The organism is Segetibacter koreensis DSM 18137, assembly GCF_000374045.1.
Taxonomy (GTDB): Bacteria; Bacteroidota; Bacteroidia; order Chitinophagales; family Chitinophagaceae; genus Segetibacter; species Segetibacter koreensis.
In genome coordinates this window covers 144,909-159,547 of the sequence record NZ_KB893381.1, presented here as the reverse complement: position 1 = coordinate 159,547, position 14,639 = coordinate 144,909, and the positions used below count along the sequence as shown (strand labels likewise).

Here is a 14,639-nt window from a genome sequence, read left to right as displayed (position 1 = left end):
GAAGATTATTATAAGAGGCTGCTTGTATTCAGGCAGCCTCTTCTGTTTATAAAAGGCCTTTTGGTAAATCAAAAACAAATATATTTTTAAGAAAGTGAACGGTGTGCTTAATTTGTCTTTGATTTGTTGTTATATCAATTGCAATTCTGTCAATAATTACAATTGATATTGTTTTAAATAAAGGTGGTCGCAGTACCTGGTAAAAATATTTTTGAAGGGCCATTTATTCAACTCTACCTATTGTTTTAGGTCGTAATAGCCCGCATAATCGGTGTCGAAGTGTGAGTATAATAATGATTAAACAATGACATGTTGCTATCGTTACAGATAGTTTATTAATCATTTTAACAAGTGATTGGAAAAACTATACTTTCTGCTATATTCCTTCGGCCTTATAAATAAAGCAATTAACAATTAAGCGATTAGTACACGTTTTAAATTCCTTCTGTATTCAGTAACTACAGTGAAAAATAAAATAATATACAGCACTATTGCATATTTAAATTTTATATTATATCTTTATTCTTGCTGGTTCACTGGTGCTCAATTAACTGCCATCTGCTTTTTGTAACAAACACTAACTTCATATCCTCTATCCTAAATTAAGGCGAAAGCTTATTAAAGGTGTAGTATTCCTAAGCACCGCTTAAGAACTTATTCGGCTATAATACAATATTTATCTTTTTAATTAGTCGAGATGTCCCGACATTAATTTTATAGTACCCTTGATTTTAAATCTGTTGTATGGAAAATCTTTATTCCTTCTTTTACAGGTGCAATCTTTCAAGCGAAGACCTTTCTCCTCCCCTTAGCCAACAATAGTACCCTACTTTTAAAATTACATTTTATTCCAGATAAAAATAACATTATGTAAAGTCATAATTACATATCTATGGGCAATAATGACGCCGGTAAGACAAGTGTTACTTCTGTCAATTTTTGCCGTGACATTTTTTATGATATCCCTCTGGAAATAATACTTTCTATAGGTAAGGAGTACTTTTCCCTAAAACATTTCAAATAATTCATTTTTATTTTTTAAAAATAGTTATCATGGAAAAGAAAAACCTTTTACTTATTTTATACATGTTTTTTTCCGTCATTGTATTTGCAGGAAAAAAAGATGGAAGAAATGATGTTGCTTGTCCTAAATTAATTACAACAATAAACGGCGTCACTGTAAATTCTAATAATGATGGCGTGCCTGATAGGGGTTCAATAACTGTTTGTAATAACTCTAATATCTCTTTCGGTGCCTTTAGTGATGCGAACGGTTCTACCAATCCTAATATTAAGGTTTATCAAACAATTTTGCGCAATAATGTAACAGTTCCATTCTGTACTAAATGCTCAGCAAAGATTGGAGCTTTTGAAGGAAGTAAAGGCACCGCCGCACTAATAGATGCAGCTAAGCCTGGTTATTTGGTGATGATTTTTCAATCGTTTATTGATGATAATAATAATGGCTCTGTAGATGCAAATGAATGTGCAGGTGATTCCGTTATTTATACCGTAACTGTTTCTCTAAACCTGGTTACGAACATAAACGGTACTACTGCGAACTCAAAAGATAACGCTAGCGTAGCATTCACTGCTTGCAACAAACCCGATAATATCACCTTCGGACCATTTACCGATGCAAACGGTTCTACCGATCCGAGACTTAAGGTGTACCAAACTACTCAGCTAACTAATGTAACTGCCCCATTCTGCAATAACTGTTCGGCACCAATTGGAGCTTTTGATAAGCAAAAAGGCACTGCCGCTTTGATAGATACAAGCAAGAGTGGCATATTGGTAATGACGTTTAGAGCATTTATTGACTCAAATAAGAATGGAGCAATAGATGGAAACGAGGCTTGTACACCGGACGGCTTAGTTACTTACACGATAACAGTGTCGAAACAGCTTACTCTTGGTTCTTGTACAAAAACAGATGCAACCTGTTACCGGAGTAGTGATGGCTCTGTAACTGCAGGAACTGTGTCTAATGCAGTAGGTGATGTTAGCTATAAATGGGTAGATTCGCTGGGTAAAGTCGTTGGAACAACATCTACTGTAAACAACCTTCCGGCAGGTCTATATACCCTTACTGTTAGTGACAATTGCTTCTCAAAAACCTGCCAGGTTATGATTAACCAGCCTAAACCTATACATTTATACACCACCATTAATGACAGAGTTATCGAAACTCATCACGATGGTGATACAGACCGTGCTTTTTTAGCTGTTTGTAACAAAACTGATAATGTAATTTTTGGTCTCTTTAAGGATGCAAATGGTTCTAGTGATCCCCTGCTTAAGGTCTACCAAACTACTGAGCTTAGTAATGTAACTGCACCATTCTGCAATAACTGTTCTGCTAAAATTGGGGCTTTTGAAGGAGCTAAAGGTACTGTAGCATTGGTAAATACATCTCAACCGGGTATGTTAACAATGAGATTTAGGGCATTTATAGATGCAAATAACAATGGAAAAATAGACGCAAATGAATGTACAAGCGATGTAAACGTTTACAGGATCAGAGTAGGTCAGTTAACCCTAGGTAGCTGTTCTTGGACAGACGCTTATTGTGGTAATAATAATGGCTCAGCCACTGCGGGTGCAGTATCTAATGCAGTTGGAGACGTCAGGTATAGATGGGTAAATTCTGCTGGTAATTTTGTAGGCAGAACCCCTACTATAAGCAACCTGCCCCCAGGTGATTATACCTTAACAGTTAGTGATAATTGCTTCACAAGAACCTGCCAGGTAACAATTAAGGAAGTTTCATCTACTTTAAGAGGTGGAAATATTACTATGTCTCCTGAGACTCCTGTTCCAGGGCAAAAACGCTTCACTATTTACAGAGGTTATGGTCCTCAATGTGCTACTTTAACCGCACCACCTGTAAGTGGTGGAACTGCGCCTTATTCATACAGATGGAATACGGGAGCAACAAGTTCATCTATACAGGCTTGTCCAACCAGAACTACGACTTACACTGTCGTCATAACCGATAAAAATGGATGCAGGCTTGTAAGAAGGTTTACCATAAACGTAATTGATGTAAGGTGCGGAAAAAATCTGGAGAGAATAGTAATATGTGAGAATGGACACGAAACAGAATGTGTTCCTAGAGGACAAGTACAAAGGCACTTACGTAATGGAGACAAATTAGGTTATTGTCCAGGTGACCATAACATTGATGAATATTACAGACCATTGCCAGATGAAAAGGCGGCACCTGTGATAACATACAAAGTAACTACCTATCCTAATCCATTTACCGCATCAACAACTATTCAATACTCTTTGCCATATGACAGTAAGGTGTCTTTGAAAGTATATGATGTTATGGGTAGAGAAGTTTCTACTCTTGTAGATGGATATAAGACATCAGGTAATTACACAGTAGAATTTAATCCTGCGAACTCTGGTAATTATTATTATAGATTAAATGCAGTAGCTAAAGAAAAAGTATTTAACCAGATGGGCAAAATGATCAAATTAAAATAGAGTCCAAAAGTTTAATTTCTATTAACGAAAGAGTAGCTGTAAAACGGCTACTCTTTCTTGTTTTACCCTCACATTTACAAAAAAAGTTGTTGGAGAAATTTAAGTCAAAATATGCTGTTGCGACAACTAAACAAGGGGCTAAACTTAAAGACGAAAGCCTTGATGCCTGATTATTTTGTTTCTGCTTCCAGTTTTATTCCAGGTTTAAAAACAGGTTATTTAAAGATTCGGCATAGAGCGGATGAGCAAAAATCATATCGGCAATGGTTTTGTAAGTGATGCCTCCTGCCATTGCCATTTGTAATACAGACATAATTTCTCCACCCTCCTCGCCTACGATGGCCGCGCCCAATATCTTGCCTGTTTCGGCGTCAACCACCGCCTTTAGTACTCCCCTGGTATCTCCTGTTTCAACCGCGCGCGCTACTTTCTCCATTGGCAGCTTAGCTACTTTTATGGGCAAGCCTTTTTTGCGTGCTTCCGTTTCCGTTATGCCTATACGGCCTAATTGTGGATCGGTAAACATACAATATGGAATCATACGACCTAACGTAGTTTCTGCTTTGTTATACAGTAAATTATTAGTAAGAATGATATAATCGTTGTAGGAGATATGGGTAAATTCAGGACCTCCTTTTGCATCACCTATTGCATAAATACCTTCTACAGAAGTTTCGAGCTTCTCATTCACTACTACCTGGCCTCTTTCATTTATTGCTATATCGGTTGCAGGTAAATTTAAAAGATCAGTATTTGGTGTTCTTCCAGCCGCAACAAGAACATGACTGCATTCAATTATTTCATCAATATCATTTATTCTTACTGTTAATTGCAGTTTCACAGACTGTTTTTCGACTTTTGTTACCTGTGCATTTGTTACAATTCTAATACCTTCTTTTTTTAAAAAGTCTTCGACTACCTCTGCAATATCTTCATCTTCTCTTGACAAAAATCTTTTACCTTGCTCAAGTATAGTAACTTCACTTCCAAATCTTCGATACATTTGGCCAAATTCTAAACCAACATAGCCACCGCCTATAATTAATAAATGTGATGGAATTTCAGTTAATTCCATCATAGAGGTTGAGTCGAGGTATGATACTTGTTCTAACCCGGGAATAGAAGGAACCGAAGGGCGATTGCCAACATCAAGAAAAATTTTATCTGCCGTTATTATTTCTGTTGTCCCATCTTTCAGTTGTACCTGTATTTTCTTTTTATCAATAAAAGATGCAGAGCCGAAAAGCCAAGTAAGGTTTTCAGTTTTTTCTACACCTTGCTGTGAACCATTTCTAAAACTATTTACTACCTTTCTTTTTCGTGCAATAACCTCATTTATATTAATAGAATAGCCGTTAGTTATAATTCCCAGCGCGTTTGCATTTGCTATAGTGTAGGCAACTTTAGCTGAAGCGATCATAGTTTTGGTGGGAGTGCATCCATTGTTAATGCAAGTGCCGCCGATGAAATCTTTTTCCACTAATGCCGTCTTCCAACCTGCTTTTGCAAGTTTTTTTGAAAGGGGGGTACCTCCCTGTCCGGAGCCAATTATAATAGCATCAAAAGTTCTCATAGCGATTATTTTTTTTGCGGGATGGTTAATGCTATATCGTCAACAAACCGGCAGGCTATACTAGCCTGGCAAGATTTCACCAACTTTGCTGTTACAATGTAAATTTAAATATGAAAAGGCTTTGGCGTAGTACTTTTATTTTCTGCAGCGTCAATGGCGGCCTTTATGTTATGCTTTGTTTTAATGTCTATCTGGTCTTCTGGACTTGCCGGATCATACCAAAATCCTTCTTTTGTTTTGTACAATTTGCAAAAAATGTTAGAGGCATCTTCTTTACCAGTAGTAATTATATATTCAATTAATGTGGCACTTACTTTACCTATAGGGTTTTTAATTACCGCTTCCAAAGTGGAGTAGTATAACGTTTGGTTAGAAGTTTTTAAAACAATAGAAGGCATAATAACATTTATTTCTTCAGTATTAGATGCACTTTAAAAGAAAAAAGTTTCATGAAATGGGGGATAATTTGGTTTTAGAGGTGTTTTATTGAAAAAAGATGCTTGAGGTGGTATGACATGAATACGTTTTTGTCTTAAAAACATGCCCGCTTGCAAATGAAAATATTTAGGTACCGAAGACAAATGACCTTACTTTTTCTATTGAATTTAATGCAACTCAGATTTTTCTTTTTGAAAAAATACAGGTTTAAGTCAATAGAAACTTAAACCTGTAATAGAGAAGTTAATGATTAAGGTTTTAATTAATCGTGTCCTTCAAGTTTTACAACTTTATTGTAGAGCCCGAGTAGTAAAAAAGGTGCTGCCCATTGCCCTACAAACAAAGCTTTATCATTTTTATTTGCTATTTTAAAGCCCAGTGAAACTGCCATAGAACCAAGGGCAGCCCATAAAAATAAATCGGAGGGCAATTTTGCCGTTTGTTCCTCTATAGCTTCAGCTACAGGTCCTTCCTGGTGTTGTGGATTGAAGTTAGTACTCATACTTTGTATTTTTAGTTATTTATTAGATTAATTAATCATTTCAATTTTCTTGCCATCTCAAAATTTTGTAGATGTATCATTTAATTTAAAAATACTTGCTTCAAAGTGTTTAACAGTTATTAGAAATCTGCCTGCTTTTGTTAAGCATCGTATAGTGATATTATTTTAGATCAAAGTCTTTTCATGAGACATGTAGAAAAACATAAACGGAACAAAATGGAATGGGGAAAAGGGAAATCTGTGATTACTGTGTCTGTATAAATGGTATAGAAATATGTAGTCATGATACTAGGAAATGATAATCAACACGGGGGCAAGCAATAGGGCAGAAGTAAATCGGTTAAAAACATTCTAAGTAACGATACGGGCATCCTGAGAGGCAGTAGACGTAGCCAGTGGGGCTGAGAGATTATCTGGAGAGGAAGCAGAAACAGCCGGAAATAAAGCGATAGAAGGGATAAAACCTGGAAAAGGATGTTGACTTGAGACCTTTAAACAAAAAAAGCCACTAAGTATACTTAGTGGCTCCCAACGCTTATAGCGTCAGCAGATCATTATAATGGAGAAACCCGGTTAGGCGATACCAACCGAAGGTTTCCATGATTTATCTGTAGATTGCATGAATACCTCCTTTTCTTTGGTGAGGAGTAAAATTACGATAAAAAGTAATTGCGAAAAGTATCTTTATAAATTTTTGGAGGGTAATAAATCATTTTTAAATTTCTTTAAGAAAATCAGCGGAAATCGTTATTGACATCTAATTATTGTAAATTCTTGTTTGGTACAACAAGTCGTTTTCCTTCCTGTCCTGTCAAGCTCTGTGAGTGCTGATTAAATACTTTTGTTTTATTATTTCACTCATTTTTTTTCCATGCACTTTGCTTTCTACCCATGAAATGATATCGAGATAGGCAAAAGATCGGGTTGCAAAACGATCTTTTTCGTATTTTTTTATTGTTTGTAAAAATTTCACAAATTCCGGCTTCATTTTTTCACGAGATATACGAAATGACCTTCTCAGAAACTTAAACATTTCCTCTTCAATTACCGTAAGTTTTTTCATTTTTGCCATGTAACGGTAGACCGATTTTATCAAATAATCTATGATTTCAAAATTACCCAGTTCATAGTGCGCCATCATATGTACTAATCGTGCATAACATTGCAGATCATTAATTGAATCAACATTGTTATTGATTATCTTATGAAGATAATCAATCGAAGTACCATAATCTTCATTTCCAAAATACAACATTCCTATCTTGTAATGAATAACTGCAACTCTATGCTGGTCTATAAATAATGCATATTCTTTCAGCTTTTCTTCTATATAAGGAACCATGGCAAGGCCTTCCTGAAAGGTGCCACACATAAAGTGCTGATTAATTTTTGCACTGTATATGTAGACAAAGGTTTGAATACGAAAATTATCATGACGCATGGAGGGATCAGAGTGTGAAAACTTTTCAAACTGCTGCAAGGTTTCATCGAACTTTTTGAAATTTCGAAGGTCAAAATGTGCATTTAGTAAATTGTGCATTCCTTTAATATAATGACCTGTCTCAACGTCTATCATTATTGGTTCTTCGTGAAAAAGATTTACCCACTTTTGCGTATAGCGGTAGTACATTAAAAAATCCTGGCGGATATAGGCGTACCAGCAAAAGCTTTGGAAGAGATACATTTTTTCATAAAATCCTTTCTGATCCTGTGCATTAGGAGGCAGGTGCTCAAAAAAGAATTTTTTTACATCTTTTTCTTCATCCTCGTTTCTGGCGTGCCCGTTTTTTATATACCAGCTATACAATTGTAATGCAAGGTTTGAAAATTGTGTAATGGTAGCTCTTCTCTCACTTATTTCATTTGCTTCTGCCGTCAGCCTGTCTGCCCGGTCTTGCATGCTTCGTGTTATATGTAGAGTCTCTATTTTTTTTTCCAGTGAAATAACCTGTATTAAAAAGCTGTCCTGGTTGTAAAACCGGGCGAACTCTTTTAATTTATCTAAAATTTTTAAGCTTTGCAGATACAGTCCCTTGTTGTATAAGATACGTGCGTAATCCAGTTGCTCATGTAGTTGAAGGTCGATGTTCTCTGAAGTTTTTAATATTCTAAGACTTGCCAGAAGCTGTTTATACAGGTGTGTTTTTAAATTTGATAATTGTGGCTTCTCTATAGAAGAAAGTTTTTTAAGAAGTAACTTTTCATCATACTCACTCAATTTATCCATAGCATCGAACAGCTGAATAATTTTAAGATCTTCTTTCGACGAATTTCTTTTGATATAAAGCTTAAAATTCCTTTTTTCTGACTTTTCCAGAGAGTGTATAAGCTGAAATAATGTATCTGAAAATCGGTTGGACATCATTATGAAAATTAGGTTGAAATCTAATACTGGCTTGAGTTTTAACAAAAGCATTAACCTCTTAGCGGTAATGAAACGATAAATACTTTGTTTATTTTATTGTAAAATACCGACCTACATTTGTATTGCAAGGATGAGAAAAAACAAAAAACGAAATTTTTGAAATAAGTTCTCAAAGCAAACTAAGCTGTAAAAGTCAGCGCAAAGATAGATTATTCGAAGATTTTCATATGGCAAGCAATCGTTAGAGGCCGCTCCGTTTCCACGGAGAGGCCATTTTTTTTAGCCAGACTTTTTATTCTCAAACTAATCCTTAGATTATATCTTAAAAAAATGTTTTGTTTTAATGATTTACTTTTTTACGAAATCAGAAATGATCTTAGCAGCATTTGCTGATGCGTTACCTCCCTGCGAAAGCAGGTTTTTAAGATCTGTATAATCCTTTTCCAGCTGTTTTTTTCGATCAGTATTTTCAAGCAGCTCTCTTAACTCTTTTGTGCAATTTTCTGTAGTCATTTCATCCTGTATCAGTTCTTTTACGACAGCCTTATCCATTATCAGATTTACCAATGATATATATTTTACTTTAATAACCCATTTTGCGATGCGGTAAGAGATAGGGTTGCCTTTATAACAAACTACTTCCGGCACACCGAATAGTGCAGCTTCTAATGTAGCTGTACCGCTTGTTACCAGGGCAGCCGTAGCCTTGTTCAAAACATCATATGTCTTTCCTGCGAGGGCAGATACATTACCATACTTTATAAGAAAAGGTTCATAAAAACTATCTTCCATTCCAGGGGCTTTTGCTACCACAAATTCGTAATCGGGAAAAGCTTTGCTTACCTCCAGCATTACCGGAAGTTTTACATTTATTTCCTGCTTTCTGCTTCCGGGTAAAAGGGCAATAATTTTCTTTCCTACAGTTTCCTCTTTCGGGTGTTTCAATTTGAAATTGTCAATAACTTCCACCAATGGGTGACCCACATATTCAACTTCGTAATTCCATTTGCCATAAAAGTCTTTTTCAAAAGGTAAAATCACGAGCATTTTATCTACATACTTTTTTATAGTATGCACCCTGTTTTCTTTCCACGCCCATATTTGGGGCGAGATGTAGTAAACGGTTTTTATTCCTTCCTTTTTTGCCCATTCAGCAATTCTGATATTGAAGCCGGGATAATCAATTAAAATTAAAATATCAGGTTTGAAAGAAGTAATGTCTTTTTTACAAAAATCAATGTTTTTTAGAATGGTACGTAAATTCATCAGTACCTCTACAAATCCCATAAAAGCCAGGTCTTTATAATGTTTTACAATTGTTGCGCCTTCAGCCTTCATCAGGTCTCCGCCCCAACAACGTATATTTGCATTTGCATCAAGGACGTGCAGTTGCTTTATTAAATTACTGCCGTGTAAGTCTCCACTTGCTTCTCCTGCTATTATGTAATATCTCATATCAAATCTTATCAAAGTAGCATTGCAACAGATTATTGCACTACAAATTAAGTTAATTAAAGAGTAATAAATTTTATAGAGTTAAGAACAATTATAAGACTCTTTTAGAATTCGCTTTTAAAAGTGTGTTACAACTTTCATTTCTTATATAATGCGTATATTTAAACTGCCTTTTTTACCAACCTTCAAAAATTTTATTTTTAATGGCTGAAAAAGGAATATACTCACCCGTTGTTCGCAGGCTTATTACTGCTGCCCTGTTTGTTGGTATAACGGGCACTTTTATTTCTATGTATTACCTCGTATTTCTGCCTCAGCAACACGCAGATTTTAATTTAAGGACCTTTAGAATATTACATGAAATAACCAGTAACTTTTCGGAAAGATTAGAAAATTTCAGAGCTTTTAGCATCAATCGTTTTTTCAACACCCATTATTTAAAGGACACTAAAATAAGCATTAAGGATTTAAAAAACAGTTCTCCATCTGGCTTTGCCAACACTTTTAAAGGCTCTTTTAAAGGAAACCCTTCACAAATTGATTCCTTGTTTTCATCTAAAAATTTTATCTCTTTAGGCAGAAGCAGAGAAGACACTCTGTTCTCTGAAATACGACAAGATAACAAAGTCGTTTTAACAGAAGCGCAGCCATTAAATGAAATACTGGAACCTCTTATCGCCATTTATCCCAATACATTTGAAGCCGTTCTTCTTGTGAAACAAATACATAACCTGGCAAGCAAAGAAGAAAAAAATATAAACAGGTACGATTCTATTTTGTATAAATCAGCAAACATAGATATTGCCAACATTGATGTTGATTCCCTTTTTAATAACAATCTTGAAGCGCCTGTATTAAGAGATGTAGACATCAAAGGAATTACTTATAAAATGTTTCTTATCCCTTTTAAGATGAGAACTATTTCTGATAAAACTTTTGTATTGGCAGGCATTATTTCAGAGAAAAAATACAGGCAGCAATCGCAGGCCATTCCCGTAGATTTTATCATCGTCATAGGGGTACTGCTTATACTTCTGCTGCTCGCCTTGCCTTTTTTAAAGATTTACGTTTTATCTGTTCATGAGAACATTACTATTGACGACGTGCGACTGATTATTGCTATCATTTTCATCATACCAATTTTTGTAACCTTAATATGCACTTCTATTTTTTTGTATAATTATCCTGACCGGTTTTCTAAAGAAGTATTGTCTTCCCTACAAAACGAAATAACCGATAATTTTTACAATGAGATTAAACAGGAAATTCTGCAGGCGAAGCATTTCGATAGTATCCTTAATAATCCTCCTTTAAACGTTTTTATAAGGGATAGTGGAAAAGTAAAAAGTATAGACTCTCTGCCGGGGATAGATACCATAGACATAAAAGATTTCATCTTCTATCCTCAATATTATAAAAATATTGAAAACGTTCATTGGATGGACGTTAATGGAAATGACATTGCAGCATGGAATTTCCTTAAAAAGCCAGCTACCTATTTCAAATTATCTGACAGGCCATACTTCCGGGATATCAGGTACAATAGAGGTTATTCTTTACCCGGTTCCTCAGATACTTTTAGTTTGTACCCAACCTTGTCGCGGCTGACTGGTGATTACACAATAAATATTGCCATTCCTGCCCACGTTAAAATAGCAGATGAAAACAAAGTAGCCGTAACGGGACTTTCAGGCAAAATGTATTCTCTATACAATACGGTTTTGCCTGCGGGTTATGGTTACTGTTTAATTGATGAAAACGGGGAGATAATGTGCCACTCAGACAATGCAAGAAGTCTCAGGGAAAACCTGTTTGAAGAGACAAGCAACAACCAGGACTTATTAACCGCGGTTAACCATAAAGACAGTGTTTTAATAAACAATATAGATTTGTATAATGAACCGGTAAAGATGATGGTAAAACCATTGGATGGATTACCATATTACCTTGTTACATATTATCGAAAAAGAGGCGAATATCTTTTTACTTTTCATGTTGTTGCCTTTGTTTTTGTTTGCGAAAGTATCCTCCTTTTATTTGTTTCTTTATTCTCTTACTGCATCATGATTTCGGGAAAACGAATGTCAAAATTGTTTTTTGTTCCCGGATCGCTTAAGTGGCTTAAACCATCACCATGCAAGGTGGTATACTACAAGAAAAACTATATTTATTTAATTATAAGTGTTTTGGTTATTTATCTTTTTTCTCATTTTATATCTGCTGAAAATACCTATATCTATGGGGTGTGCATTGCTGCCCTGCTGCCCTTATTTTCCGTTACGGGTTATTACATTATTAAAAGAGGACAAAGATTTATTTATTGGTTTCAGCCAAAAGGTGAGAGAAAAGGTCAATTAATTTTCAGGAAAAAACTCTTTTCCAGGTTTTTATTTTCGATAAAAAATGCCCTTTTTTTATATATATCGTCCATCTTATTATTTTCAATCTTACAACATGTTCTTTTTTTTAATCATCACAATATCAGTTATAATGATGTGACAGTAAGTATATGGATCTTAATTGTGTTATTGCCCATTATTATGTTTATAATAGCAGGTACTGATTTTAAATCAATGTTTTCTGGTAGAAAGAGAACTTTTGTAAGCTTTTCCAATCAGCCCGAAGAATGTAATTCTAACTATTTAAATCATTTTCTTATTTCCCTGTTGGTATCTGTCGCTGTTATTTGTGTAATACCTGCTATCACTCTGACTGCTTATGCTTTTCATGAAGAAAAAAACCTCCACCTAACGTCTTTCCAGGTAGACCTGGCAAAAAAAATACAACAAAGAAGAACAGGAATTAATTCAAAACAATGGCAAACAAAGGTCTTATTATCGCCAGAAGATGGAGCGCGTTTTATTGACAGTCTGAAATTTTATCGTGATAAAGGATTGTACTTACATAATAATATTTTACGAAAAGAGGTATTTATAAATTCGCCCGCAATTGATCGCAGTTCACCTTTTTATAAGATTATTACAAAATTCTTATTTCTTCCACCAGACCACAATGAGTTTTATGATGATACCAGCCACAATACATTTTATTATTGGAAGAAATCTGATGTGAAAAAGAATATTCAATCTTTACAACTGCACTACAAGAATTTAACCGACCACCGTAACCCTGATTCTTTTTCTTTAACCGCTGAGTTCCCAAAGTTCTCTTTATTTAATTATTTCTTTCGCAATTATCTCGGGTTATTCGTTTTGTTGTCTCTGCTTATGTTTCTGATTGTTTTTTACAGGATTATTTATTCTGTTGCCACGAGGATTTTTCTTGTTGGATATTTTGTAAATAACGATCGGGATGACCCTATAACTACGGACCGCCAGGACAGGGAATGGGTGAGACAGAAGTACAACATTATTAATCTTTGTGACTTTTGTAAAACCTTTTCTATTGCCCCTGATAAAGTAAGTTTTGCGGAAATTAGAAAAAAAGAAAGGATACTTCTAAAGCAAAATGATGGGGGAGAGGGAATTTTAAAAATACACCTCGCCTTGGTTCCTGTTTATGAAAACATATGGAAAGACTGCACCGACACAGAAAAGTATACTTTGTACGATTTTGCTCTCGATGGATTTACTAACTACAAAAGAATATTAACCTTATATGGTCTCTACAACAAAGGTCTGTTGATAAAAGATGAGGACGATAACCTGACATTAATGACCCAGAGTTTTCGAAATTTTTTGATTACAAAAGAAACGTCTGAAGAAATAAGGAAATTAAGTACAGAAAACAAAGGTTCCTGGGCGATAGTAAGAACAGTATTTTATATCATTATAATCGCCGTAGCCGTGTTTATTTTTATTTCTCAGGAAGAAGCTTCTAAAAGATTGATAGCAATCATTACCTCATTAGGTGCTTTATTACCCGCTATGCTTAAGCTTTTCGACAAGGGCACTTTTAATAGCCCGGGCAATAAAAGCAGCTCGTAATGCTGTATCAGGGTGGAGTTGCTGCCGTTAGCAGCTAAAGCGCACAGACTTACTCTTTTGCGTTTTATTCAGAACCTCCTGGTGTATATTGCCCCAGCAAGTCATACATTTCCCAGTTTTCTTGCATTCGGGCATGGTCTAAGGGGCTTTTGCCCCTTACATCTGGTACGTATATATCTGCTCCTTTTTTTAGCAACATTTCTGCAATTGCAAGATGGCCAAAGGTCGCAGCAAATGTGAGGGCAGTAGCTCCGTTTGCATTTCTTTGATTAACGTTTGCACCCATATCAAGAAGTTTTTTAGCTATTTCCGTATATCCTTTAAATGCGACACCCATCAGCGCGGAATTGTCTGAACCATCAGGTGAATTAATTATTGCTCCTTTTTCTAAGAGAAAATCTACTACCTCCGGTTGATTGTTGTAGGATGCGAGTATTAGTGGTGTAAAGCCTTTAAAATCTGCGGCGTTAATTATACCTCGATCTTCTTCGTAAAGTTCTTTCACTCTCTGCAAGTTACCTTGTCTGCATGCGTCAAAAATATCAGTTGTATTTGAGGACATTTTTTTATTTACTTAAAGATGGATTGCAAATATAGTTTTCAAAAATTTTAATTTTTATGATTAAATTCTTTGTTTGCAAAAGCATTTACCAAGCAGGTTTCTAAACAGGAAGAAAAGTCTCTGTTTATTTTAAATTTGGTTAATGTCTTTGTACAAGAAAGAAATAAAAGCCTTTTTTAGTCTGATTATCAATGTTTAATAGTTGTAATACATTCTGCCTCATTTAGGATTTTTAAACCACCGTTATTGACAATATTGATTTAAAATGTTATTTTTAGTCTTTCTAGAAAACTTACTTT

Annotated in this window: 8 protein-coding genes; 2 read left to right on the top strand and 6 right to left on the bottom strand. The window is 35.1% G+C overall.

Annotated features, from left to right (window positions below):
• Positions 1–1,053: 1,053 nt before the first annotated feature.
• Positions 1,054–3,498, top strand: coding sequence for a T9SS type A sorting domain-containing protein (locus B154_RS0124680; RefSeq protein WP_018617041.1), 2,445 nt, complete (start codon positions 1,054–1,056; stop codon positions 3,496–3,498).
• Positions 3,499–3,691: 193 nt separating this feature from the next.
• On the opposite strand, the gene B154_RS0124675 is transcribed toward B154_RS0124680, so the two are convergent.
• From B154_RS0124675 to lpxB, 5 genes are all read right to left on the bottom strand, one after another.
• Positions 3,692–5,071, bottom strand: a complete 1,380-nt coding sequence (locus B154_RS0124675; RefSeq protein WP_018617040.1) for a mercuric reductase — start codon at positions 5,069–5,071, stop codon at positions 3,692–3,694.
• Between the two features lie 104 nt (positions 5,072–5,175).
• Entirely contained in the window at positions 5,176–5,469 is a 294-nt protein-coding gene (locus B154_RS0124670; protein ID WP_018617039.1) for a hypothetical protein, read from the bottom strand.
• Positions 5,470–5,771: 302 nt separating this feature from the next.
• Positions 5,772–6,011, bottom strand: coding sequence for a hypothetical protein (locus tag B154_RS0124665; protein WP_018617038.1), 240 nt, complete (start codon positions 6,009–6,011; stop codon positions 5,772–5,774).
• An 811-nt stretch (positions 6,012–6,822) separates the two neighbouring features.
• Entirely contained in the window at positions 6,823–8,376 is a 1,554-nt protein-coding gene (locus tag B154_RS0124660) for a hypothetical protein (RefSeq protein ID WP_342664138.1), read from the bottom strand.
• A 348-nt stretch (positions 8,377–8,724) separates the two neighbouring features.
• Positions 8,725–9,831: a lipid-A-disaccharide synthase gene (lpxB, locus tag B154_RS0124655; protein WP_018617036.1), complete on the bottom strand. Its 1,107-nt coding sequence runs from the start codon at positions 9,829–9,831 to the stop codon at positions 8,725–8,727.
• Between the two features lie 203 nt (positions 9,832–10,034).
• On the opposite strand from lpxB, the gene B154_RS0124650 reads away from it, so the two are divergent.
• Positions 10,035–13,778 (top strand): hypothetical protein, encoded by a 3,744-nt coding sequence (locus tag B154_RS0124650; protein WP_018617035.1) that lies wholly within the window; start codon positions 10,035–10,037, stop codon positions 13,776–13,778.
• A gap of 64 nt (positions 13,779–13,842) precedes the next feature.
• Here B154_RS0124650 and B154_RS0124645 read toward each other — a convergent pair whose 3' ends face one another.
• Entirely contained in the window at positions 13,843–14,340 is a 498-nt protein-coding gene (locus tag B154_RS0124645; RefSeq protein WP_018617034.1) for an ankyrin repeat domain-containing protein, read from the bottom strand.
• Positions 14,341–14,639 lie beyond the last annotated feature (299 nt).

Coding starts and splice junctions, on each gene's coding strand:
- B154_RS0124680 (WP_018617041.1), top strand. CDS start 1,054: ATGGAAAAGAAAAACCTTTTACTTATTTTATACATGTTTTTTTCCGTC.
- B154_RS0124675 (WP_018617040.1), bottom strand. CDS start 5,071: ATGAGAACTTTTGATGCTATTATAATTGGCTCCGGACAGGGAGGTACC.
- B154_RS0124670 (WP_018617039.1), bottom strand. CDS start 5,469: ATGCCTTCTATTGTTTTAAAAACTTCTAACCAAACGTTATACTACTCC.
- B154_RS0124665 (WP_018617038.1), bottom strand. CDS start 6,011: ATGAGTACTAACTTCAATCCACAACACCAGGAAGGACCTGTAGCTGAA.
- B154_RS0124660 (WP_342664138.1), bottom strand. CDS start 8,376: ATGATGTCCAACCGATTTTCAGATACATTATTTCAGCTTATACACTCT.
- lpxB (WP_018617036.1), bottom strand. CDS start 9,831: ATGAGATATTACATAATAGCAGGAGAAGCAAGTGGAGACTTACACGGC.
- B154_RS0124650 (WP_018617035.1), top strand. CDS start 10,035: ATGGCTGAAAAAGGAATATACTCACCCGTTGTTCGCAGGCTTATTACT.
- B154_RS0124645 (WP_018617034.1), bottom strand. CDS start 14,340: ATGTCCTCAAATACAACTGATATTTTTGACGCATGCAGACAAGGTAAC.